Annotated in this window: 24 protein-coding genes; 7 read left to right on the forward strand and 17 right to left on the reverse strand. The window is 38.6% G+C overall.

Annotated features, from left to right (window positions below; translation table 11 throughout):
- Positions 1-34: 34 nt before the first annotated feature.
- Positions 35-1093 (reverse strand): LLM class flavin-dependent oxidoreductase, encoded by a 1059-nt coding sequence (locus V7138_RS19670; protein ID WP_335400715.1) that lies wholly within the window; start codon positions 1091-1093, stop codon positions 35-37.
- Positions 1094-1539: 446 nt separating this feature from the next.
- On the opposite strand from V7138_RS19670, the gene V7138_RS19675 reads away from it, so the two are divergent.
- The 3 genes from V7138_RS19675 (at position 1540) to V7138_RS19685 (ending at position 3965) form a co-directional block, all read left to right on the forward strand.
- Positions 1540-2085 carry a sigma-70 family RNA polymerase sigma factor gene (locus V7138_RS19675; protein ID WP_335400717.1) on the forward strand — a complete coding sequence of 182 codons (546 nt, stop codon included), beginning with the start codon at positions 1540-1542 and terminating at the stop codon, positions 2083-2085.
- Positions 2060-3421, forward strand: a complete 1362-nt coding sequence (locus V7138_RS19680) for a DUF4179 domain-containing protein (RefSeq protein WP_335400719.1) — start codon at positions 2060-2062, stop codon at positions 3419-3421. The genes V7138_RS19675 and V7138_RS19680 overlap by 26 nt, the downstream gene beginning before the upstream one ends.
- 181 nt (positions 3422-3602) lie before the next feature.
- Positions 3603-3965 carry a hypothetical protein gene (locus V7138_RS19685; RefSeq protein WP_335400721.1) on the forward strand — a complete coding sequence of 121 codons (363 nt, stop codon included), beginning with the start codon at positions 3603-3605 and terminating at the stop codon, positions 3963-3965.
- Positions 3966-4072: 107 nt separating this feature from the next.
- On the opposite strand, the gene V7138_RS19690 is transcribed toward V7138_RS19685, so the two are convergent.
- The 3 genes from V7138_RS19690 to V7138_RS19700 all read right to left on the reverse strand — a co-directional run bounded on the left by V7138_RS19690 (position 4073) and on the right by V7138_RS19700 (position 8174).
- Positions 4073-5146 carry a branched-chain amino acid aminotransferase gene (locus V7138_RS19690; protein WP_335400723.1) on the reverse strand — a complete coding sequence of 358 codons (1074 nt, stop codon included), beginning with the start codon at positions 5144-5146 and terminating at the stop codon, positions 4073-4075.
- Positions 5147-5340: 194 nt separating this feature from the next.
- Complete coding sequence (locus V7138_RS19695; protein WP_335400725.1) at positions 5341-6327, reverse strand: Gfo/Idh/MocA family protein; 987 nt, start codon at positions 6325-6327, stop codon at positions 5341-5343.
- Positions 6328-6437: 110 nt separating this feature from the next.
- Positions 6438-8174, reverse strand: a complete 1737-nt coding sequence (locus V7138_RS19700) for a methyl-accepting chemotaxis protein (RefSeq protein ID WP_335400727.1) — start codon at positions 8172-8174, stop codon at positions 6438-6440.
- 193 nt (positions 8175-8367) lie between these two features.
- Here V7138_RS19700 and V7138_RS19705 point away from each other — a divergent pair, with 193 nt between their 5' ends.
- Entirely contained in the window at positions 8368-9147 is a 780-nt protein-coding gene (locus tag V7138_RS19705) for an ABC transporter ATP-binding protein (RefSeq protein ID WP_335400729.1), read from the forward strand.
- Positions 9148-9190: 43 nt separating this feature from the next.
- On the opposite strand, the gene V7138_RS19710 is transcribed toward V7138_RS19705, so the two are convergent.
- Positions 9191-10594, reverse strand: a complete 1404-nt coding sequence (locus tag V7138_RS19710; RefSeq protein WP_335400730.1) for a tyrosine phenol-lyase — start codon at positions 10592-10594, stop codon at positions 9191-9193.
- 336 nt (positions 10595-10930) lie between these two features.
- Positions 10931-11431 carry a cupin domain-containing protein gene (locus V7138_RS19715; RefSeq protein ID WP_335400731.1) on the reverse strand — a complete coding sequence of 167 codons (501 nt, stop codon included), beginning with the start codon at positions 11429-11431 and terminating at the stop codon, positions 10931-10933.
- 571 nt (positions 11432-12002) lie between these two features.
- Between V7138_RS19715 and V7138_RS19720 the strand changes: the two genes are divergently transcribed.
- Entirely contained in the window at positions 12003-12170 is a 168-nt protein-coding gene (locus tag V7138_RS19720) for a hypothetical protein (RefSeq protein ID WP_335400733.1), read from the forward strand.
- 46 nt (positions 12171-12216) lie between these two features.
- Here V7138_RS19720 and V7138_RS19725 read toward each other — a convergent pair whose 3' ends face one another.
- Entirely contained in the window at positions 12217-13419 is a 1203-nt protein-coding gene (locus V7138_RS19725; protein WP_335400735.1) for an ornithine--oxo-acid transaminase, read from the reverse strand.
- Between the two features lie 322 nt (positions 13420-13741).
- Here V7138_RS19725 and V7138_RS19730 point away from each other — a divergent pair, with 322 nt between their 5' ends.
- Positions 13742-15160, forward strand: a complete 1419-nt coding sequence (locus tag V7138_RS19730) for a sigma-54 interaction domain-containing protein (RefSeq protein ID WP_335400736.1) — start codon at positions 13742-13744, stop codon at positions 15158-15160.
- Positions 15161-15315: 155 nt separating this feature from the next.
- Positions 15316-15930, forward strand: a complete 615-nt coding sequence (locus V7138_RS19735) for a hypothetical protein (RefSeq protein WP_335400738.1) — start codon at positions 15316-15318, stop codon at positions 15928-15930.
- A 157-nt stretch (positions 15931-16087) separates the two neighbouring features.
- Here the strand turns inward: V7138_RS19735 and V7138_RS19740 are convergent, their stop codons facing one another.
- From V7138_RS19740 to cyoE, 10 genes are all read right to left on the reverse strand, one after another.
- Positions 16088-17230, reverse strand: coding sequence for a trans-sulfuration enzyme family protein (locus tag V7138_RS19740; RefSeq protein WP_335400740.1), 1143 nt, complete (start codon positions 17228-17230; stop codon positions 16088-16090).
- 125 nt (positions 17231-17355) lie between these two features.
- On the reverse strand, positions 17356-17919 hold the full coding sequence (locus tag V7138_RS19745; RefSeq protein ID WP_335400741.1) for a hypothetical protein: 564 nt from the start codon (positions 17917-17919) through the stop codon (positions 17356-17358).
- 3 nt (positions 17920-17922) lie between these two features.
- Positions 17923-18555 (reverse strand): SCO family protein, encoded by a 633-nt coding sequence (locus V7138_RS19750; protein WP_335400743.1) that lies wholly within the window; start codon positions 18553-18555, stop codon positions 17923-17925.
- A gap of 94 nt (positions 18556-18649) precedes the next feature.
- A complete protein-coding gene (locus tag V7138_RS19755; RefSeq protein ID WP_335400745.1) occupies positions 18650-20341 on the reverse strand; it encodes a cbb3-type cytochrome c oxidase subunit I in 1692 nt (563 codons plus the stop codon).
- A gap of 13 nt (positions 20342-20354) precedes the next feature.
- Positions 20355-20822 carry a cytochrome c oxidase subunit II gene (locus V7138_RS19760; RefSeq protein ID WP_335400747.1) on the reverse strand — a complete coding sequence of 156 codons (468 nt, stop codon included), beginning with the start codon at positions 20820-20822 and terminating at the stop codon, positions 20355-20357.
- 12 nt (positions 20823-20834) lie between these two features.
- Positions 20835-20984 (reverse strand): cytochrome c oxidase subunit 2A, encoded by a 150-nt coding sequence (locus tag V7138_RS19765; RefSeq protein ID WP_335400749.1) that lies wholly within the window; start codon positions 20982-20984, stop codon positions 20835-20837.
- Between the two features lie 295 nt (positions 20985-21279).
- A complete protein-coding gene (locus tag V7138_RS19770; RefSeq protein ID WP_335400751.1) occupies positions 21280-21885 on the reverse strand; it encodes an SAM-dependent methyltransferase in 606 nt (201 codons plus the stop codon).
- Between the two features lie 30 nt (positions 21886-21915).
- The gene (locus tag V7138_RS19775) at positions 21916-22800 is read right to left on the reverse strand and encodes an RNA polymerase sigma-70 factor (protein ID WP_335400753.1); all 885 of its coding nucleotides are present in this window, start codon (positions 22798-22800) and stop codon (positions 21916-21918) included.
- 19 nt (positions 22801-22819) lie between these two features.
- Positions 22820-24061: a phytoene desaturase family protein gene (locus V7138_RS19780; protein WP_335400755.1), complete on the reverse strand. Its 1242-nt coding sequence runs from the start codon at positions 24059-24061 to the stop codon at positions 22820-22822.
- Positions 24062-24280: 219 nt separating this feature from the next.
- Positions 24281-25183: a heme o synthase gene (gene cyoE / locus V7138_RS19785; protein WP_335400757.1), complete on the reverse strand. Its 903-nt coding sequence runs from the start codon at positions 25181-25183 to the stop codon at positions 24281-24283.
- Positions 25184-25205: the final 22 nt, after the last annotated feature.

A 25205-nucleotide genomic window follows, 5' to 3' on the forward strand; every position in this document is an offset into this window, starting at 1 on the left:
ATTTCATCGCTTATTCATATTTTTTCCAATATTTTTAGTTCCCTTTGTTCTCAGCTTCCCACTTTGCGACTTCTTCTCTCACGCGTGGGGCTACTTCTTTACCTAATAGTTCGATAGAGCGCATGACATCTTCATGTGGCATTGTGCCGACAGGGCAATGTAGCATAAATCGAGTAACCCCTACATTTTTACGTAAATCTATAATTTTTTTGGCAACATACTCAGGGTCACCTACATATAACGCGCCTTCAAAGCTACGAGCGAAATCAAAGCTTTCACGTGTATAAGGTCCCCACCCACGCTCTTGTCCTAATTTACTCATCGCCTGTGCAGTAGATGGGAAGAACTTTTCTGCCGCCTCTTCCATCGTTTCTCCAACGAAGCCATGAGAATGAGAGGCAACTGCTAATTTCGAAAAATCATGTCCCGCATGAGCAACAGCTCTCTTGTATAATTCAACAAGTGGTGCAAATTGAACCGGTCTGCCTCCAATGATAGCTAACACGAGTGGCAATCCCAATAAACCTGCACGAACGACTGATTCCTGGTTTCCGCCACTTCCTATCCAGATTGGTAATGGATCTTGAACAGGGCGTGGATAGATTCCACGGTTATTGATAGATGGTCGATGCTTCCCTTTCCAGGTTACTTTCTCCGACCTTTGAATGTGCAGCAATAGATCTAATTTTTCTTCAAAAAGCTCATCGTAATCCTTTAAGTCGTACCCAAACAGCGGGAACGATTCGATAAAGGATCCTCTTCCTGCCATGATTTCAGCGCGACCATTTGATATGGCATCAAGCGTTGAAAAATCCTGAAACACACGAACTGGATCCGCAGAAGACAGAACAGTAACCGCACTAGTTAAACGAATATTCTTCGTTTGTGACGCTGCTGCTGCAAGTACCATGGCAGGAGCTGAAGCTGCGTAATCCTCCCGATGATGCTCCCCAACTCCAAATATATCCAAGCCTACTTGGTCTGCCAGCACGATTTCCTCGACAACCTCACGGATTCTTTGCGCATGACTGATGACTTCACCTGTACGAGGATCTGGTGTTGTCTCAACAAAAGTACTAATTCCTATTTCCAATGTCTGTACCCCCAATTTTATAGTTACTTACATCTATTTTTAGCTATCTCTATTATTTAATAATGTTGGTTCTGATGCAAATTTTTGGGACTCGGAATGGATATAGTCTCGAAAAGTGGAATGGTTCTTTTGAATGACGCATAGGCGCGACTGTATCGTACCATCAGCCACTAATTTGAGGATTTGTGAGGGTATGATTAACCTCTAATTGTACCTTCAACCACTATTCTAAGGATTTGTGAGGGCACCATTAACTCGTAATCATTCCATCAACCATAACGGTAAGTTCAACGAGGGCACGAAAATATAATAGCAATCAATGGAACGAAAAAAGCCTGGACCAAGTCTAATAAGGAGACAGTCATTAAAACCGGGCTAACCAATTATGTCTATACAGTAAAGTTAATAGTAAAATAAAAGCGAACGAAGGGAGTGGTCTTTTACAAATGTCTATTTTCAAATCGTTTTACAAGAGTTCAAATTCCGATAAATATTCCTTTGAAGCACTCATTAAAAAGGAGCAGGAAAAGCTCTATAAAGTTGCCTTTTCTTATGTAAAAAATGAGCAAGATGCTTTAGATATCGTACAAGATGCGATCATTAAAGGCTATAAATCCTTTGATAGATTAAAAGAGATTGATTATTTTTCTACATGGATTACCCGAATTCTTATAAATACTGCTATCGATCATATAAGAAAGTCTAAGAAGGTGATTTCCCTCGAAACGGACTGGTTGGATTCTGGGCAGAATGAAGAAAATAATTCAATAATGACAATGGATATAGAGCTAATATTTGAAAAGCTAAAACCACAGCAAAAAACATTAATTTTATTACGTTTTTATTATGGCTACTCCATCAACGAAATCTCTGAAATTCTCGGCAAACCAGAGGGAACCATTAAGTCTCAATTACATCGGACACTTCAATTGGTAAAAGAAAAACTTGAAAGCAGAGGAGATACATATGGAAAAGCTTCATCAAGATATTAAAAGTATGGTAGAACACGTTACTGTACCTACTGAAAAGCTTAATGAAACTGTCCAAACAGCCCTAATAGCTGGAAAAAAACAGCGTAAACGCCGTTTTTTTCAAGTACCTAATGTGATGGCTAGTATTGCTTCCCTATTTATTTTGGCAATTGGAGGATTATTATTTACCTCTTACTATCTTGGAGCACCCGGTAAAGAAGGGCAAATTAGCGGAAAACAAGAAACGGAGAGTATTCCATATACGGAGAGTATTTTTTATAATGTCGGAGACGGTGGACTTAAGAGAATGGCATTGGAAGGAAGAACAAAGAATTTATCGGTAGAATCAGAGGATCAAGGATTAAAAGTAGTTCTTGAGGAAGGGTATCTTGACAGCCAACAGATGGCGTTATCTTATCGTGTCGAAGACCCTAATTCAGTTTTAGGCGCTCACAGTGAGGCAAATATTTCATTTGAATTGTATGTTAATGGAGAATATAGAGGTGATTCGGGCTCTGGTGGGCTGAAGACAGAAGACTTATCCAGACAAGGCGGTATCTTTCACTTTGAAACCTCCAAAGAATTTCCAACCAACCCTGAAATTGAAATAAAAATCGTATCAATCAATAATGTTGAGGGAAATTGGTCGTTTCGTTTTGAGTTAGAAAAGGACAAAGAATCTATTCAAAAATCAAGCCTTACTTCAAAAGAAGATGATCAAGGAAATTATCTTTCCGTCGTTCAAGCACACCTGACTCCTTCTAAATTAGTCTTGAACACGGAAACAAAACTTATATTGGAAAAATCATATTCAGATTTAAGTCACTTTGACATTTCGGTTGTTGCTCTTGGACCTGACGGAACTGTGTATCTAGACAATTACAATAGAAGGAGCAGCAATGATTCATTTGACTTAAATGCTTCTGTACTAATGGTACATGAAAAAGTTGAAATTCCAAGAAAAAGCAACTCCTATATCTATAGAATAGTTCCTTATATTATCACCTTTAAGGGAGGAGAGGTAGTTAACAACGGATATATAGCGAATGACATTACCTCCCCATTTAATCAAGGGGCCATTTTGGAAACTGATTCGAAGATTAAAGTGGCTGAAATTAAAGATAAGCCTGGCGAGACAATTGTTTATTATGAAATGGACAAATCATTGCCAATCTTCCCGATTATAAAAGACCGCAATAACGACATTGAGTATGAGGCCATTTCTTTTAAGCAACAAGATAGTCTTTTTGAAGTAACATATCCGAAAGTAAAGAATCCGGAATCCTCACAATTTTTGATGTATGATGCTACCTACGAAGTATTTTCGGATTTAGAAACAGAAATTGATCTGAAATAAATTTAAGGCCAGCCCTTACACGGGTTGGCCCTCTATTTCTATAAGATAAATAAGAGATATAAATTATCGTAAAATGGAATATTATAGTATAAATGTAAAACATTTTACTATATAATTACGTATAATAAATAGATTCATTTTTTACTAGCACTCGATTCCAATTTCAATAGGAGTGATGATTATGCAATTAGTTCCTGAAAAACTTCGCGAACCACTCTCACATTTTAAATTCAGCATATACGAATCTGAATCTCTTAGCATATTTTTCTCAACATTCCGGCTGAAAATATATTTGCTACTCTTAGTCTCCCCTATTGGATTAGGAGCATCAGCTTACCTGGCTCAAATGTCCTTTGAAATTAAATCACTTGGAACCTCGTTTGGGGTGTTTTTACTAAGTCTATTAGTCTTACTTCCTTGGACACTCGTACCTATCACTTTTCTATTTACAACCTTCTACTCAAAAACTTGGAAACGCATCCTATCATGGACCTATGTTGGTCTGCTTCTCGTTTCTTATATTTATTGGTTGGTATTCTTTTAGACAGATTTTGATTACTATATTTAATTGAATGACTTTAACTAACGTTAAGAATATTCACCTTGTAAAAAAAACAGTGTCTACCATCGGGCAGACACTGTTTCGTAATTTTAAAGTTTCACAGTCCATCCAAACACATCTTCTTTTGTACCGTTTTGAATACCTGTGATGGTGTCGTATAGTTTTTTCGATAAAGCTCCTGTTTCTCCGTTGTTAATGGTTAGTTTTTCATTATTGTAGAATAGCTCTCCTACTGGTGAAATAACAGCAGCCGTTCCAGTTCCGAAGACTTCCTCAAGAATACCTTCATTATAAGCCTCTTGAATTTCATGAATCGAAATTCTTCGTTCTGTTACTGGGATGTTCCAGTGTTTTAAGAGTTCAATAATTGACTTACGAGTGATTCCGTCAAGAATACTACCGTTTAATTCAGGCGTAACAACTTCTCCATTGATTTTAAAGAAGATATTCATGCTACCTACTTCTTCAATATATTGTCTCTCTCTACCGTCAAGCCATAATACTTGTGAATAGCCGTTTTCACCTGCTATTTCTGATGCTAATAAACTTGCAGCATAGTTACCTGCTGTTTTCGCATCACCTGTTCCACCTGAAACGGCACGAACATATTTATTTTCTACTGCAATTTTTACAGGATTGATACCTTCTTTATAATAAGAACCTACTGGGGATAAAATAATCATAAATTTATAGTTTTTAGCCGGATCGACGCCAAGATGTGCTTCCGTAGCAATCATGAATGGTCGGATATACAATGAAGTTCCTGGATGATTTGGAACCCAGTCTCTATCGATTTCAATTAGCTTCTTCAAAGCATGAAGGGCAAATTCCTCGTCAAACTGCGGCATGACTAAACGAAGATTTGACTTATTGAATCTTTTCATGTTTTGATCCGGTCTGAATAATAGAATTTCCTCGTCCTTTGTACGATAGGCTTTTAATCCTTCAAATACGGATTGACCATAATGAAACACAGTCGCTGCAGGATCTAATGGAATGGATTGATATGGAACAATTCGAGCATCATGCCAGCCCCTGCCTTCCGTGTAATCCCACATAAACATATGGTCAGTAAAGCTTGTTCCAAATACCAACTGGTCAAAAGGAGGTATTTCCTTTTTCTCAGTTGTAAGGGTGATGTCAAGTTTAAAATCTGTCGTCATGTTAATCCCAGCTTTCATTTAATATAAATCTTTAGTATTAATCAAAAATCTTATATTATTCTGATAATAATATCAACTATTTTATCACAATCTTGTCGTAAATGGGGCATGTAACTTATATAATATTTTCATTCTTTTAAAATATTTTTTGGCAAAAAGAATAGCGACCGTTATAACGGACGCCTTTTATACCATTATTTAACTGCGTAATACCCTCTCACCATCTCATCCATTACCCAATTTGTACGGGCACCTGATTCTCCAGTGCTTGGGCAAACACCGCCTTTGCCAGTCAATTCAGCAACAATGGTTTCCACAAGTGGTTGGTGAACATGCTGAGGGCGTTCAAAACTCCACTCTTCTGTTCCGTTCTCGGTTGTTAACACAACTGGCTCATCTCCAAAAGTTGAAAAAGTCAGTTTCCCTTTACTGCCGACGATTTCATTGATGTCTTCATTTTGAAACGCGGTAAAACACCAACTGCCAACACCATGTATACCTGTTTCAAATAAATAGGTACCTGTTACAATATCTTCTGCTTCGTAAAGACCGCCATGATTTGAAGCAAAACCGCGAACTTCCTTGATCGGTCCTAACAAGAAATCTAAAATATCAAGGGTATGGCTTGCTAAATCAAAGAACAACCCTCCACCAGCTAATTTAGGCTGCACTCTCCATGGTAGGTTGGTAGGGTCTTCTTTTGCCTTGCGATATTGTGTGGTGGACACAAAACGCACTTCCCCTACAGCCCCATTATTAAGTAACTCTTTTATTTTCAAAAATCTTTGTTGTCCTCTACGATAATATGCGACATATAACGGAACATTTGCCTCTTTACAGGCTTTAATCATTTCTAAACATTCTTCAAAATTTCGCCCCATTGGTTTTTCAACATATACTGGCTTCCCAGCCTGTGCAGCCTTTAGTGTATATTCTTTATGAGATCCCGGCGGTGTGGCGATGTAAATGGCATCCACCTCTGGATCTTGGATAAGCTCATCGGCATTCTGATACCATTTCGGCACATGATGTCTTTCGGCATAATCCCTCGCTAATTCTCCCGTTCTTCGCATCACCGCAACTAACTCAGAATTTGCGATTTTTTGAAATGCCGGACCACTCTTCACTTCTGTCACGTTTCCACAACCAATAATTCCCCAACGAACCTTTTTAAAAGCCATAGCCGAACTCCCCTATTCAAAAAACTTTATATAAAGTATACCTCAAAAAGTTCCGCTAGCACAAAAGGCCATTCAATATCTGATGATGTCGAATGACCCTAAAAACTTACCTACCTAACACTGAAGCGTTGAGTGATTTCTGATAGCGACTTTGACAGATTATGTAGTCTTTTTCCTACCCCGTTTGTATTTTCCATTTGCTGAATTTGACTTTCACTAAAGGCTAACATTTCTTCGGCGCTTGCTAATGTCTCCTGTGATACAGATGAGAATTGAGTTACTGATTGCTGTAATTCAGGTACAATACTTTCGAGCCCCGTTAATTCATCTTGCATCACTTCTATGTTTCCACTTACCTCATAAATTCCTTGCATCAATTCATTAATCGAGATTTTTGAATCATTCGCCAATTGAAGGTTGGAATTAATTTGGATTAGCATTTGGTCAAATTCCTTTGAAGCCAATAATGTTATAGATTCCATTTTTGAAATCGCATTTGTAATTTCGTCTGTCGCTTTTGTAGATTGCTCGGCAAGCTTCTGAACCTCTTGTGCCACTACGGCAAACCCTTTTCCGGCTTCACCTGCACGTGCCGCTTCAATGGTTGCATTTAAAGCTAATAGTTTCGTTTGCTTCGCGATTTCCGTTACCAACTCCACAAGAGATGTAATCTCCAGTGAATAGTCTTTCACTTCTCTAATTGTTTTTGTGAGACGATTGAAGTCACTTTCAAATGATTGGATTGTCGAAATCAACTGTCCCATATTTTCTTCACCGCGCTCAGCTGAAAGATTCATATTCTTTGAGCTGCCAATGACAATTTCCATATTTTTTATAATATCGACTATCCGATTTGACATCGTCTTAAAGCCAAGGGCACTCTCCTCAGAGCTGCTTGCTGTATGCTCTGCACCTTGTCTTACTGTATCAATCGCTGAGATTAACTGATGACTAGATTCAAGCGCATCCCGAGATGTAACATTTAATTCATCACCCGTTGTTTCCAATTCTTTCGTTGAAGTCCTCAATTCATTCAGCATACTTCTCATTTGATCTATCATCGCATTATAGCTCTTATGCAATGAAGTAATTTCAGGAATTGTTGTACGTATATCTACTGAGTGTTTGAGATTCCCATCCCTTACTTCTTTCATCGTATTACGTAATGCACTTAATGGTTTTACGATTGTACGTACTAATAGGATAATCACGACCGTCATCACAATGATACTGACAGCCATCACTAGTAATGTAAAATAGGCCATCTGGTCGATTGGACCCGTATAGGATTTCGTCGGGATAAGGATTCCATAAATTCCTCCTATCTCCTTAATCCTAAGGAACGAAATCGTGTAATCTTCTCCATCAATTTTTTCATGAATGACACCATTTTTGCGTTCAACAAGTTCTGTAACTGTTTTTTCCGAAAAATCCGGAATAGCATCTTTACTTACCTTGAAGGGAATTACTTCTTGATCCTGAATATAGAAGAAATCCGCTTTAATCCCATCTCCTTCAAGCTTCTTTTGCTGCATCCGAACATTTCCGTCTATCTGTTGCATAAAATAATCATCTTCACTTACATAAACAAATTTTAAGCTTTCTGCTATATATCCCATTAATTCCGCTTCACGGACTAATCGATTTTCAATTGTTTCAATCGTCATATCTTTGGCCATAACGTATGAGATTGTTCCAACCGTTACAACAGATATTACAAGTAACGAAACAAACAGGATAAATAATCTTGCACTTAAGTTTACTCTTTGTAAGAATCTCTGTATAAAACCATTTCTAGAAGTGTTCTCTTTGTCTAGCAATTTTACTTTCTGCAACCTTTTTACCAAGTGTAGAACCCCCAAACTCCATGTCTTTTTACCTATATAATTAAAATTATAAACAAGCATTGTAAATTCCCTGTGAAGATTATGTAAAGGGATTATGTATTGGCCCTGTCCTTCCTTCACTCTGCGAATCTTCTAGGTTCACTTTTATCTGAATTATTTGATATTATTATTTTATTAATGAAGGAGGGATACTGTGGTTTTGGATTTAGTGGATGTTACATTACGGCGCGATAATGCGCTTATTCTACAGAATATTAATTGGCAAGTTGAACAAGGCGAGCATTGGGTGCTTTACGGGCTGAATGGTTCTGGAAAAACGGCATTATTGGATTTAATCAATGCATACAATTTCCCTACAAGTGGCGATGTAACGGTCCTTGGGTTTCAATTTGGGAAGGTATATCTTGGTGAGGAGCTTCGAAAGAATATCGGCTTTGTTTCCTCTTCTTTGCAGCAAAAATTCTACCCAACTGACAATGCGTTCGAGGTCGTCTTAAGTGGAGCCTTCGCATCCATCGGTTTATATGAAACACCTTCAGACGAAATGCGAGACAGAGCAATTGGATTACTTGAAGAGCTTGGGTGTATTGGGTACGCAAACCGGGATTACGCAACTCTTTCTCAGGGTGAAAAACAACGTGTGCTGATCGCACGTGCTTTGATGGCAGATCCGTCTATTCTAATTTTGGACGAACCTACCAACGGATTAGACTTTATCGCAAGAGAACAATTATTAGATTCAATTGAAAGGCTAGCCAATAAAGAAGATTCGCCAACGATTATTTACGTTACCCATCATGTGGAAGAAATTCTTCCCGTGTTTTCGAAAACATTACTTTTAAAAGATGGTGCAGTATTTGCTTCAGGACACACCAATCAACTTATTACAAGCGAAACTCTTTCAGACTATTTCAATCTTCCGGTTCATGTTCATTGGGAAAATGACCGTCCTTATTTGGTAAAAGGGTTGTAAAAAAAACAGCCAGCCCATAATCAAAAACGGGCTGGCTACCATACTATTCTTCTGCAATTAACCTTGAATTACCTGAAAGTGGTGAAAATCTCGCGTTAAAGAATCGTAGTGTAGGTGGCTCGTAATCCATACGCAGCCCACTAATCTGATTTCTTTTTTCATAGAGGGCCATCACCGAATCAGCAACGACATCCATGTGATTATTCGTATATACTCTTCTTGGGATTGTTAATCGAACGAGCTCTAGCTTTGGCTTGTTATGTTCGCCAGTTTCCTTATTTCTGCCTGCCGAGACGATCCCTCTTTCCATTGCCCGAACACCTGAATCTAAATACAGTGCTGCTGCCAATGCTTGTGCAGGAAACTCCTCCTGGCGTAGATGTGATAAAAATTGCCTTGCATCCAGATAAACGGCATGCCCCCCAATTGGTTGAACAACTGGAATTCCTGCATCAATCAACTGCTGCCCAAGATAACGAACCTGCTGGATACGATGATGGATATAATGATCATCAATAGATTCATAGATTCCCTGTGCCATTGCTTCCATATCACGTCCTGCCATTCCGCCATAGGACGGCATCCCTTCATATACAACCACCAATTCACGTGATCTTGCATAAAGCTCCTCATCATTCATCGCAAGGAATCCACCTATATTTACTAAACAATCCTTTTTTCCACTCATTGTACAGCCATCCGAATAGGATAGCATCTCTTTTAAAATATCCTTAATCTGATGGTTTTCATATCCCGCTTCTCGTTCCTTAATAAAATAGGCATTCTCTACACAGCGTGTGGCATCGAACATGACATCAATTCCATGAGCTTTACAGAGGTTATAAACTTCCCTCATGTTCTCCATACTGACTGGCTGTCCCCCAGCCATATTGACGGTTACTGCAACACAAACATACGGGATACGCTCTGCTCCTACCTCTTGAATTAGAGTCTGTAATTTAGATAGATCTACGTTCCCTTTAAACGGATGCTCATTCGTTGAATCATGTGCTTCATCATTAATAATATCAACGAATCTCGCTCCATTTAGCTCTTGATGGGCACGCGTTGTTGTAAAATACATATTCCCGGGTACTACATCACCCGGCTTTATTTTTAATTGGGATAAAATGTTTTCCGCTCCTCGTCCTTGGTGTGTTGGCAACACATACTTATATCCATAAATCTCCTTTACTGCCTGCTCAAGCTTTTTCCAGCTTTTACTCCCCGCATAGGCTTCATCTCCAACCATTAGGGCACCCCACTGGCGATCACTCATGGCACTTGTCCCGCTATCTGTTAGGAGATCGATATAGACATCTTGTGAATCAATCAAAAAGGTATTATAGCCAGCTCGTTCCAATGCTTGTTTTCTTTCCTCATACGTTAGCATTGCTAATGGTTCCACTGCCTTGATTTTATATGGCTCTGCCGTTCTTCTTTTCATCCGAACCCCTCCATTTTGAGAAAATTCATTCTACCTATAATGTAAAATAAGTTCGGCTTTCTTCTCAAGAATCTCCGGTGCACAATAAACGCTTTAAACCATTGAAAAAGCGCCTTCCCATTACATTGGAAAGGCGCCTTTAAAAAGGTATTGAAATATGGTTTCAAAACAATCTGTTTCTTTTTGCAACTCTCATTTCAAACAAGCGTTTGTTTAGCGGCCAAAACTTAGGGCCACATGCGTTTTGAAATTCAAACAAGCGTTTGTTTAAATGGAATTTGTCAATTTGAATTTCTGCTGTTATATATCGAAAAACGATATTTTTACTATTCCAATCTATTGTTTCTCCAATGCTAACGTACGAATGACCTTCTCATGCTGCGGATATATCTTTAGTAGTTCCTCCTGTGTAAATAATTCAAAGTCCTCAAATTCGAATCCTGGTGAAACCATACAGCCCACTAGCGAAAAGGTATTTTCCTCCTTAACGGAAGAACCAAAGATCGCGTTTTTCGGGACAAGAACCTGTGGAACCTCTCCTTTTTCAAGATTTAGCCCAAGCTGCATTTCTTTGTATTCTCCTGATTCGTCAATGATATGGACGGTTAGAGAGCTCCCGCCATGGTAATACCACAGCTCATCTGATTGTAATCGATGTAAATGGGATATATCCTTTGACCCCAGCAGAAAATAAATACTCGTATACAGTTTTCTTGGATTTTCCTGCTTTGTATCAATCATCGTTTCTGAAGCAAATGTTTGCTTATAATATCCACCCTCTGGATGTGGCTCAAGCCCGAGATGTGTTATGTAATACTGTGCGTCTTTTTCGTTCATTACAAAAGCTCCCCTTACTATAAAAAGTCTGTTACTAGTATATCCTACATGCAAGAATAAAGGGATGTCCTCAAAATCACTTTTTAAATGATTTTGGGAACATCCCCTGGTTTCTTGGTGTTGCTGGTTATGATTCGCCTAGTTTTTTCGGACTGGATGCCTTTTTAGCCATCACTTCCCTAGTTTTTTCCAAACATATTCCTCTTTCTCGGCTTTCCGAGTTATTACTCTCCTAATTTTATCCAAACAAACGCCTTTTTCCCGACTTCCCTAGCTTATATTCTCCCAATTTTATCCAGATAAATGCCTCTTTCTTGACTTTCCACGTCAGTATTCTCCTAGTTTTATCCAATAAAATGCTTCTTTGCCAACACTCCTAATTAAGACTCCCCTGGTTTTTTCCAAACCTATGCCTCTTTCCCGGCTTCCTTAGCTAATACTCCCCTATTTTTATCCAATCATATGCCTCTTAGTTAAGGACTAATTCCCCTTTCCTCAAATAAAGTACAATACATACAAAACACATGAATGCAAAAACTACGTAGGAAAGCATATGAAAGGAGAGATGGATATGGGTCGTGGAAAAGGCTTTAACCATAAAGAAAAAGGACATCCTGGCAATTTTCCAAAGAACAGCATAAGCGAGGAAAAAGACCATAGTCGACAATTTGAACAAATGGAAGGCATTGTCTCTCATGAAGCCTTTAAAAACCGAGTAAAAGAAGATGAAATGCCTTAACGAACAAAAAAGGATCAAAACAAACGAGTCTTGATCCTTTTTCATTTTATCTTAAAACCTTCTCAATTCGTTCAATCGCCCAATCTAATTCTTCTTTCGTTACGATTAAAGGTGGTGCAAATCGGATAACCGTATCATGCGTTTCTTTACACAGCAGTCCTTCTTGTTTTAATGCCTCACAATATGGTCGAGCAGCTTCAGTTAACTCCACTCCAATAAATAAACCGCGACCTCGAACCTCTTTAATCCTTGGGTTTTTTATCTCTTTTAATCGTTCAAGAAAGTATTGGCCAAGTTCAAGTGAACGTTGGGCTAGATTTTCCTCAATTAATACATCCATTGAGGCAATGGACACAGCACAAGCCATTGGATTTCCACCAAATGTAGAACCATGTGAACCTGGGTTAAACACACCTAACACATCTTTATTTGCGACCACACAGGAAATTGGGAACACCCCGCCACCTAACGCTTTACCCAATATATACATATCAGGTTCTACTTCATCCCATTCACATGCAAACATTTTTCCAGAACGGCTAAGTCCAGCCTGAATTTCGTCCGCAATAAAAAGAACCTGATTTTGTCTACACGTCTCATAAGCTAGCTTAAGGAACCCTTCTGGAGGAATAATGATACCAGCCTCCCCTTGAATCGGCTCAATCAGAAACGCTGCTGTGTTTTTAGTTATGGCATTCTTGAGGGCGTCAATATCACCATAAGGAATCAGTTTAATACCTGGCAGCATTGGACCAAATCCACGCTTATACTCCTCTTCTGATGATAGGGATACTGCGGTCATCGTTCGCCCATGGAAGTTTCCAATACAAGCAATGATTTCAGCCTGATTGTCCTCTACCCCTTTTACATCATATGCCCATCTACGCGCTGCCTTAATCGCTGTTTCAACTGCTTCTGCTCCCGTGTTCATCGGAAGAGCCATCTCTTTATTTGTTATTTTACAAATAAGTTCATACCAAGGGCCAAGCTGGTCATTATGAAATGCGCGTGATGTCAATGTTACGCGATCAGCCTGATCCTTTAAGGCTTGAATAATCTTAGGATGACGGTGCCCCTGGTTCACTGCAGAATACGCACTTAACATATCCATGTATTTATTGCCTTCGGGATCCTCCACCCAAACACCCTCTGCTTTTGAAATCACGATTGGCAGTGGATGATAGTTATTTGCTCCAAATTTTTCTGTTTGTTCAATGATTGCTTTTGAGTTCAATTTCGTATGAGTCATCTATTAATCCTCCTATTTTCGTATATCCCTAAAGAATTGCTTCCTACCTTTTATCTTATGCAAGTATCATGCCAAACTTTTTGAAAAAATCCCTATTTCAGCCTTAATACCGTATGGTAACTAAGTTTCGCATTAACAAAAACCACTTATTAATAATAAAAAAATTTACAGCTGTTCATTCGCAACACATAAAACGCAAAAAATATTTGCTTTACACTAAATTTTATGCAAAAATTCTTTTCTTGTTTACTAAAAACCGCAAAAACGATATGCGCTTTCATTTATTTCTCTTATAATAAAGGTAAGTAAAGGTGGCGATGACATGAGGCAGGTAGAGCTTTTAAAAAACAAAGCAACTGAACAGTTAGTCAATGAAGTTGACGTGGGCATACATGTTGTAGACTTAGAGGGCACTACCATTATTTATAATCAAAAAATGGCTCAAATTGAAGGGATGAATCAACATGACGTACTGAACAAAAAACTTGTTGATGTCTTTTCGTTTGATAAAAACGAGGACAGTACATTGCTCCAAGCTCTTAAGAATGGTGAGCCTATAAAAAACGCAAAACAAACGTATTACAATAATCGCGGTCAGGAAATTACAACTATAAACAACACCATCCCGATTATGAATGGACGAAAGCAAATTGGGGCGATGGAAATTGCTCGTGATGTCACAAAGCTCGAAAAGCTACTTCGTGAAAATATGAATCGAAAAAGTGATACCCATTATACATTTGATAGCATCATCGGAAGCAGTGCAGCCATTTCAGAGGTAATTGAGGCTAGTAAAAGAGCAACCCGGACAAGCTCCTCTGTTCTCATTATAGGGGACACTGGAACTGGAAAAGAACTTTTCGCCCAAAGCATTCATAATGGAAGCAGCAGGTCTTCCGCCCCTTTTATTTCTCAAAATTGTGCCGCTTTGCCCGATAATTTAATCGAAGGTCTCCTTTTTGGAACAAAAAAAGGTGCCTTTACTGGGGCAGTTGATCGCCCCGGTTTATTTGAGCAAGCAAATGGTGGGACATTACTTTTAGATGAGATTAATTCATTGAATCCAGCATTACAAGCTAAGCTTCTTCGTGTCATCCAAGAAAAAACAGTCCGAAGGGTTGGCGACACGAAGGATAAAAAAGTCGACGTTCGCATCCTTGCAACAATGAACGAGGACCCCATTGATGCAATATCTGAAGGACGACTTCGCAAGGACTTATATTACAGACTAAGTGTTGTAACGCTATTTATCCCGCCACTACGGAATCGGAAGGAAGACATTCGTAAGCTTGCGTCTACCTTTGTAGAAAAGTATAATCATCTATTCGGAATGAATGTAACGAAAATTGACGATCAAGTATTACAGATTTTCATGCAATACGACTGGCCAGGAAATGTTCGGGAGTTAGAGCATATTATTGAGGGAGCACTGAATGTCATTACTTATGAGGATACCATTTCCTATAATCATCTCCCCTTGCATTTTCGAAAAAAGACAAATTCCAAATCGGATGCTGCAAAGACACCAAACCCTCAAGACATTGAAATAACTGACATTCGACCGTTAAACAAATACATGGAGGATGCCGAAATCTTATATATAAAACGAGTCCTAAAGCAATTTAACTTTAATGTCACAAAAACTGCTGAGGCACTCGGAATGAGCCGTCAAAACTTACAATACCGAATAAAGAAATTTGGCATTAGGAACCAAAGGGACGGTCAACATGGTTCCATGTAGCCTGAAATTCAACCTGTTTCAATTCTACAAACTACTCCATATTCCCACACATATAAACAATTATTGCTTGGGAAATGAGTAGAAAATGGTCGAATAAAGCAGCAATTAAATCATGATAGATATTAAATAAATAATAAATGATTGTAGGTGATTTTATGAAAGATTATGTATGGTATGCAAGCTATGGATCCAATATCAACAGAGACCGATTTCTATGTTATATAAAGGGTGGCCGTCCAAAGGGCTCTAATGAAACGGAGGTAGGGTGTAGAGACACATCGTCCCCAATCGATGAAGGAATGTTTACGATTCCTTACCCATTGTATTTTGCAAAGGAAGCCGGAAGATGGGATTCGAAGGGTGTTGCTTTTATAGATGGATCTAAAAACGAGAAAGCAATGACCTATAGTAAAAAATATTTGATCACTTCTGAGCAATTTTTGGATGTATTAAAACAGGAGAATAGCGGAATCCAGTTTGATATTGATTTAACAAAGGTAAGAGAGTCCGGAGCGATGGTTTTCCGAAAAAGGGCTTGGTATGGAAAAATCCTATATCTCGGCGATGAGAATGGCTATCCGATATTTACGTTTACTGCCCCTTGGGATATGAATGATGTCCAATTTAATAAACCTTCTAATGAATATCTAGAAACAATTATTACAGGTCTAAAAGAATATTATTCTAAGGAAGAAACCTTGCGTTATCTAGAAGATAAACCGGGAATAAGCGGTAACTATACAACTGATGAACTGGGGAAATTATTATAGAAAAAGGATGCTTAATTTGCATCCTTCTTGTCTATCCCTTTTTGAATTTAATCAAATGTTTGTTTGAATTTTAACCGTTGAGCCCCATGAGCTTGCCCATTCAAACAATCGTTTGTTTAAAAATAGAGTACCCACTCTTCATGGATACTCTTGTTACCTACTTTAAGGATTTTTCAATGGCCTGTTCAAAGACAGAGATAATGTCCTCGTAATGTTCGATTCCAACTGAGATCCGCACAAGTTCATTTGTAATTCCCAAAGCTTCCTGTGCTTCTGGTGGCAACGCACGGTGCGATGTTTTAAGCGGATGAGATACAGTTGTCTCCACCCCTGCCAATGTTGGAACAAGTTTAACCCAACCTATTGATCTGAAGAACTGGCTTACATCCACAGTCTTCGCAAGTTCTACTGTTACCATTGCTCCATAACCTGTTGCTTCTTCCTCAAACGGATAATATACTTTTGCAATATTTGGGTTGCTGCGAAAAGCGTCTGCAAGCTTACGTGCATTTGAAGATTGCACTTGCATACGAACGGCTAATGTTTTTAAGCCACGAGTCGTTAGCCATGCTTCAAATGGACTCACATTTGCACCAAGATTAGTAACTTTTGCACGGGCTTTTTCTACTAAATCTTCTCTTCCTACAACTACTCCGGCGGTTACATCACTATGTCCCCCAATATACTTAGTTGCGCTATGTACGACTAGCTCTACACCAAGCTCATAGGGGTTGCAGTGATACGGTGTGGCAAACGTATTATCTACCACAGTGATTAAACCGTTACGTTTTGCAAGTTCGGTAACTGCTGGTAGGTTTTCTACACGTAAAAGCGGATTGGTAATGGACTCCGTATAGAGTAATTTAGTATTTGACTGAATCGCATTCTCTACTTGTTCAAGGTCTGCGAAAGAAACAAAGGTTGTTTCAACTCCAAATTGTCTTAGCTCTTCATGTAAAAGATGGAAACTTCCACCATATACATCATCTGCTGCGACAATATGGTCTCCACTCTTCACAACAGACAGGATCCCCGCTAAAATGGCTGATAATCCCGAAGAAGTTGCAATACCTGCTGGTGCACCTTCAATGGCTGCTACCATTTGGCCTAACTCATCCGGATTTGGGTTTCCAGTACGGGAATATAAATAATTTCCTTCACCTTGGAAGTAACCCTCTAAATCTTCAAGGTTATCAAAGGTAAAAGCGGATGTTTGATAAATTGGAGTAATCTTACTGCGTATGGGTAGATTACCTTTTTTCACACTATGAATTAATTTTGTCTCAAATCGTTTTGCCAACTTTTACACCCTCTTTTTGTCTATATTGGTATTATTCTGAACCTTATTTTTTGAGATGTCAATTAATATCTCGTCGCTCGAAAGAGTTTTATCCTCAAAAAAAGAAGCCACACCAGCAGCTTCTCTTAACTATTCTTATATATTGATTGGTCTGTAAAATTAGTATAAACCAGATAGATTATGATACAAATCGCTGTTGTAATAAATCCCCACCCTAGGGTAATTTGATCGATTACGAGATAATTATTGCATAATTGATTATTTATATTGATATATAATACACCCATACCTAAGTACTTCACGGTGAAAAAGATAAACACTAGGTTTTTTGCACGATCTGTGAGTTTCTTCCAGCTATCACGTAACGGAACACCTGCTAACAAAGATAGACTTAAAAACTTCCAAACTTCCATGCTTGTTATGGTTAAGGTCTCGTCCATCGTTTTCGGTATAGTCCAATACACCATGATTACAATGAATAACAATATCCCGGGGATTCCGTCTTGATTCCATTTTTCAAAAAAACGAGGGAATTTTTGTTGAAATAGTTTTCCCATTAGGAATCCTGCAATTACGATTGAAGGCATTTGCATATGCATATGGATAATCATGATAGACTCCAAGAGATTAGCAACCGGGGGAAGTGCTAATACGAATAAAAGTCCTAGTCCGATCAAAAATTGTTTCATAGCCTATTCCCCCTTTTCAGTTTCTAAGATGCTAATGACTTTGGCAGCCGCTTCATCGATTTCTCGATAATCCATGACAGCCATTAATGCACCGTTCCCATCTACTAAATAAAAGGCTGAGTTATGTGCAAAGTTTCCTCTTCCATCCGGGATGACAATTACACCAAACTCATCAAGAAGGGCCTGTAATTCAGTTTCATCTAAAATCCTAGCCATTCTCCATGTTTCTCCGTCTGCTCCAAAGAAGGTTCGATATTTACTTAAGGTTGCTGGGTCATCTCTCGTTGGATCAAAGCTAATGCTTAGAAAGACGATATCTTTGCCGATGTATTCTTGCGGGATCTGCTCATAGACCTGTGCCATATTCATTTCCAATTGTGGACAAACAGTTGTACAGGATGTATATAAAAATGTGATAAATACGTATTTATCTTGAAACTCAGAAATAGGATATGTTCGTCCCTCGCTATCTTCAAATGTTACATCTGGAAATGTCGGCTTCTCCTCTATTAATTGGTTGACTCTTGCTGTTTCTGCAGTAAATGCCTGAAATCCATCGGTTCCCGTATAGAACAGTACACATCCAAATAATAATATAAAAATGCTAGCGAATGTCTTCCGATTTTTTTGGATCATGAAGATCACATCCTATTTCTTTTTTTCCTTTAATTATAGAAAGAGATAGCCGTTGTTTTCGCTATCTCTTTCTATTTAAGTTCTTCCCTCGAGATTACCAAGTCTTAAATGGCGGTGATCCTGGAGGTGCATTTACAATCATATCTGTTAGTGGCAATACATATGCCATTGCGATTACTAGAACCATAAGCACTACCCAAAGTCCCCAACGCTCTGTCCATAGTGGAGTTTTTGAAGCATTTTCTGCTACGTCTGCAATCGGGAATTCTGTTTGGCCCTTTGGTGCAAAGAACATCATGTTAAATGCTGCATATACTTGAATGATGACTGCGACTAATAATAATGTTGCTCCGATACCAACAACCATCATATACGGTTCCCAGCTTGCAGCTTGAGCACTTCCAAAGTAGTCTGAGTAGGATGTTCTACGTGGAGAACCGAATAGTCCAACCGTATGCATTGAAGTTGACATTAATACCATACCGATTGTCCAGATGATGGTTTGAACAACACCTAATTTATTCATTCCTTTTGTTAAGACACGACCTGAAATAAATGGGATTAACCAGTAACTAATTCCGAAGAATGTCATTACGACTGACATACCTAGTGTTAAGTGGAAGTGTCCTACGACCCACATTGTGTTGTGAACCACTTGGTTAAGCTGGTTTGTGCTTTGTACAATACCCCCTGCCCCTGCTGGGATAAAAGCAGCCATCGCGATAAATGGTGCTAGGAAGCGGACGTCACTCCATGGTAACTTTTTCAACCAGCCTAGTGCGCCTTTTCCACCTTTTGCTCTACCTGTACGCTCAAATACTACAAACATTGCGTATGCTGTCATTAAAGATGGGAAACCAATCGCTAAACTCATGAATACATGTAAGAATTTAACGGATGGCAGAATTGCAGGGTCAATAATTTGGTGGTGGAATCCACCAGTGATGTTCATGATAACTAATGCGATAACAACAACACGAGTGAGTGTGTCACTAAAGCGTCTTCCGCCAATAATTTTCGGTACGATTACATACCATGCAGATGTTGCTGTTAAATACCAAATGTTAACTGCTGTATGTCCGAAAGCCCAGAATAATGTACGAGATACCATGACGTTAATTGTGTCTACCCATCCAAGTGACCATGGTAGAATCAAGAATAATACTTCAACTGCTACAAATGCAGTAGCGCCAACTAATAGGATGAATACACCTGTCGCGAAGAAAGAAAGGATTGGCAGATGTTGACCTTTGTGATTCTTTCTCCAGTTTGCTACTTGCATAAATGCTCCAGCTGCTAAGATCCAGATACCTACTACCACTAGTGCTAGCCCGATATAGAATACTGGGTGTGCCGCCATTGGTGGATAGAATGTGTACATAACAGATGCTTCATTCATTAAGACTGGTATTACAACTAGGACGATACCAACCATCTTCGTCCAGAAACCAATCCATGCCATTTTCCTTACATTAGGTAATAAACCACCTAATGTATGTGAAAGAGCTGCGTAGAAGTAACCGATTGTAAAGAATGCTGACATTACAACTACCAGTAATAGACCGTGTGCTGTTAATACTTGATAATAGTTAAGCCAGCCTGGTAATTCTAAAAGACCTGCACGGTTTAAACCTTGTAATAGTCCAAAAAGTCCACCTAATAATAATGCGATAAATGCTACTGATAAATAGGATTTAGAAATTTTTGCGTCCTGTGTATTTACACCTAAAACCTTGTTTGCTTTTTCCTTAAAGGTCAAATCTGAGTTTTTTAATACCGTTGCCAATGGTCTCCCCCCCTTATTTCACTGTAATTGTAGTGGCCATTAATTGGTGACCAGCACCGCAATATTCATTACATAAAATTAAATACTCACCAGGCTCATCAAACGTTTGAGTGATTTTTTGGATATGTCCTGGCATTACCATTGCGTTTAAGTTTGTGCCTGCAACTTCGAATCCGTGTACAACATCTTTAGATGTCATTGTAAAGTGAACCTTTGAACCAGCAGGAATTTCGATTTTCCCTGGATTAAAAGAGAATATTTCTAATGTCATGACAACTTCATATTCGTTTTCGCCAATTTTATAAACACCAGGTTTGTCAAATGGAGCTGTTTCGTCCACTTTCTGAGGATCGATTGTTTCCATATGACTTGGCGGCCCCATTTCTAATGCGAAGGTTTGGTAACCAGTGATAAGCATGAAAGCCATGATCATACCGAAACTTACTGTAAGCCATATTTTTTCATCAAGATGCATTTTCATTTTTTTCCCCTCCTAGAATCTAGACATGAATAGGCCGAATAGTACTATATACGTGAAAAGAATGACTGCTCCAACCACACCGACAGAAATCCAAGTTCCTATATATGGACCTTGATATTCTCCGTCTATCTTTTTGTTTTGGTTAACCTTTGAAGCTCCCATCCAACTCAACCTCCTTATGTTCTTCTTACTTTCATCATAGTTAGGAACCATTCTCAATGTTGTGAACTGAATCACACTTAAGGTGTAATTTTTAATACACCCAATAAAAAAAGGACTAGAAAATTGACTTTTTTCTGTCCCTAAAAACTCCCTCTAAATGCACCAAAACTGCATCATTACTGGATTCCATATACCCTTTATCATTTTTGTCTTTACCCCAACTTCAAAAATGACAAATTGGTGAACTACATATATTCACATAAAAAAAAGGCAGCCTCCATTCTTCGGAAGCTGCCTATGCAAGCTGATACACCATAAATCTCTCATATGTGTTTTTCTCAAACAACTCTGGAATGATTATCTCATTCTTCAATTGAAAAGGAGTATTGTTCTCCAAAAAATAAGTGTAATCATTTGAACCGTAATAAAGAATAACCTCCATTTCACGCGGATCCTGCTCGTACGATTGTAGAATATTGGAAACCGTATGCTTAAAAACCTGGATTGAAAATGGATTAAAAAAATAAAATCGATTGTCGAGTGGATGGACTTTATAATCCTGTGCGGCACAATGGTGAATCTCAATATCCGCTTTACGAATACCCGCACCTTTTGCATAACGTTCTCGGTTTTGAACAGCAACATGATATAAGCTTTTATCAATCTCAACGCCAACAACGGTTGACTTAAAATGATGATGAATATAAAAAAGAAGCCGTCCCTTTCCACAGCCAAAATCAACTACCCGATCACGGTCCTTCAAATGATAATGTTCAAACAAAGCCGCCAGTCCTACGTATGGAGTCGGCTCATAGCGATGATAGTGAACAGATGAACTAAACCCTTTTTGACCTCCGCCTGTTTTCACTTGTAAAATTGCATCGTAATACTTATCGTCCATTGGTAGTCTCCTTATAACGATGGCTGCTACTTAAAATGTCACACCACTTATGGCATATGTTAGCTTTTCAGGATTGCGAATTGAAAAAATTTGGTTGATTTGATTGTTTTCTATTTCAAAGCATACCACATTTTCTGGTTTGTGATTTCGTTTAATCAATATCCCAATTTGACCATTGACGTTGACTACTTCAATCTCCAATTTATCATCCTGTCCAAACTTTCGAATAATCCCTAAAATAAATTGAGATACTCGTTCCTTCGTTTTAATAGGTACGATTGCAGCTTTCACCTTACCTCCGCCATCTGAGTAGAGCACTGCATCATTTGCTAGTAAACTAAGCAGACCATCTATATTCCCAGTTGTTGCAGCACGTAAAAAAGAGTGAATCAAGTCTCCCATTTTCTCCTGACTTACCTGCAAGTCATTTATGTCATCCTTATAATCTAGCTTTTTCCTTGCCCTACTTAAGATTTTCCTGCAGTTTGTTACCTCTTTATCTATCATAAAAGCAATTTCATCATACTCATATCCAAATGCTTCTCTTAAGACAAATACCGCTCGTTCAACAGGACTTAGTTGTTCCATCAAAGACAGGAGAGCATACGAAATAGTGTCTTTCATTATGGCCACATGCTCCGGACCCTCATCGTGGATAATTATTGGTTCTGGCAGCCAAGGACCTATATAGACCTCTCTTTGCTTTCTGGCTGATTTTAACTGATCAATGGAACGATTGGTCACCATTTTACAAAGATAGGCTTTGATATTTTCGATTTGGCCACGACTAGACTTCTCAAAATCTAATAGAACATCATGAATAATATCCTCGGCATCTGTTATTGTACCCATTATGCGATAGGCAATCGAAAATAAGAGAGGCTTATATTCCCGATATAAATGTTCATCCAACATTTTGATACCCCTCCTTTGATCATGTATTTTCAAGAATAAGTAGAGCAGCCTGTCTAGCACTTTGAAAGGAAGCATCTACAAGCATTCCATCTCCCACCCAGTCCCCCGCAATATAAAATCCAGGTATCTGTTCAACAGATGGCGAGGGTCTTTTGCTTTGGGCTGCTAAAACTAAACTATTTGTAACTGTCATTCTAGGAAGATATCGTTTATAGACTACATACTTCTCCCAACCCGGCTGAACTTTTTCGATAAAATTCTCTAATTCTCTTTCTGTATCCTCATTAGTGTTACTATATTTCATCACATGAACAATTTGGAAATCCCGGTCGCTTAATCTCGCTACCTTGGAATGATTCGAAAAATAAAATGGTTCCTCCAACCCCATCGCAAAATTAACTTTTGGGTGAGGTAACTTTGACAAAATAAGATCCATACAGGCTACACGTACTGGAATACATTCTTTTATATTTGGGATGTTTTTCATTTCTGATAGCATGTTAGCTGTTTCATGAGGACTTGAAGTAGAAAGTACATTGTGTGCGGTAATCGTTTCTTCATTTGTATGCACCGTGAATTGCGGAAAAGTACCATTAACCTTTGTAACACTTTTACTTGTTTGAAAGTGGACCCCTTTTTCGGTAGCCATTTTTCCTAAGGTATCTATCATATTTTGCCAGCCATTGTTTAGGTAAATTGCGTTTCCTAATTGAAGTTGTTTTAATGCTGCACCAGCACTTAACAGGTCAGGCTCATTTGAATAGGTGGACAAACGGGATAACATGATGATAAGCTGCTGAGCAACCTCATCCTTTATCCTATGCTGCAACCATTGTCGTAATGGTATATTTTTAATTTTGTTTGTATCTATTTTCTTATATTTAATGAAAAAAGAGAATAGCTCTTTCTTAGCTTTCCAATTTAATAATGGGCTAGTTATGAGACCAATTGGTGTAGCCGGAATATCGTAAATTTGGTTATTGTGAACAATCTTTCCTTCTGTTGGAACAATGCTCCCCTCTACTTCAATGCCCAATTCGCCAAGGACCTCCAACGATTTTCCTTTCGAATAAAGTGCATGTGGTCCCAGATTCAAATAAGAATCCAGCTTCTTCGTCGTTTTTCCTCTCCCACCTAGTGTTTTCGACTTTTCTAACACAAGCACAGACTTTCCAGCTCGCGCCAAGTAGATGGAAGCAGTTAGTCCAGCTACACCGCCTCCGATAATGATGCAATCCCATGTTTTTTCATTAAGTTGCATAATACTCACTCCCACAGTTCGATTTATAAACAAGACGATTGAGGGGTAGAATTTGTGACAGTTTGGGTTGAATTTTGGGCTGGAAGGTTGGGTGGGGCTCCAGATCGCCCCGAGACCACACCCACTTCCCTTTTCTATAAGCTAAATGCTGCCTCAAGCAGTTTTAAATGACACTAAAGAACCCCGCCACATCAAATACGGCGAGGTTTAATCCATACACTATCCAAAATATTTAGGTAATGTCACAATGACCATCAATAGAAAGATAAGCAATATATAGTTTACAGAATACAGGAAATTCCAGCGAGCCCATTTCATATCTTCTTTAATCGAAAAACCTTTAATACTCAAGATGATCCATCCGATATTGAGCAATGTCGCAAGGATGACAAAAACCATTCCAAGGTCACCTAAAAAGAAAGGCATTGGGAACAGACAAATAACCCAGAATAGAAAATGCCTCTTCGTAGCTGCAATACCACTAACGACTGGGAGCATGGCAACATTTGCAGCCTTATATTCATCAAACTTCCTGATCGCGATCGCATACGTGTGAGGCATTTGAAACACAAATAAAATCAAAAAAAGCACGATTGGGACGGTATGATTGATTGGTGCAACAGCTGCCCACCCCATTAATGGGGATACAGCCCCTGAAACACTGCCAATCACAGTATTTATCGTAAATCTGCGCTTAGACCACATCGTGTATAATACAACATACGTGAACCAGCCTACAAATGTAAAAAAGACAGCTTGATATGTGGTGAAAAATAAGAAAACAAATCCTAATACTGTACAAATAATGCCTAAGGCCAATACAAACTTCAATGAAAAGTTGCCTGTTACAGTTGGTCGTTTCTTTGTTCGATCCATGACTGTATCAATGTCTACATCATACCAATTATTAATAATTAAAGCCCCCGCCATGACGAGTGTACTTCCAATCATTGTATATAGAAACAATCCCAAGTTATCTTGAAATGAAACACCCGTAAAGTAAATGGCTAACCAAAATCCTGAAAACACAGGTAGAACATTTGCTAGTAAAACTCCTGCCTTAAAAAGAGATCTAAGATCAGCTATGAGGGATGTTTTTTGTAGCTCTATTTCTGTTTTCATTATATATCCTCTCTCCTGCCTT

Source organism: Bacillus sp. JJ1533 (assembly GCF_036965045.1).
Classification (GTDB): domain Bacteria; phylum Bacillota; class Bacilli; order Bacillales; family Bacillaceae_L; genus Ferdinandcohnia.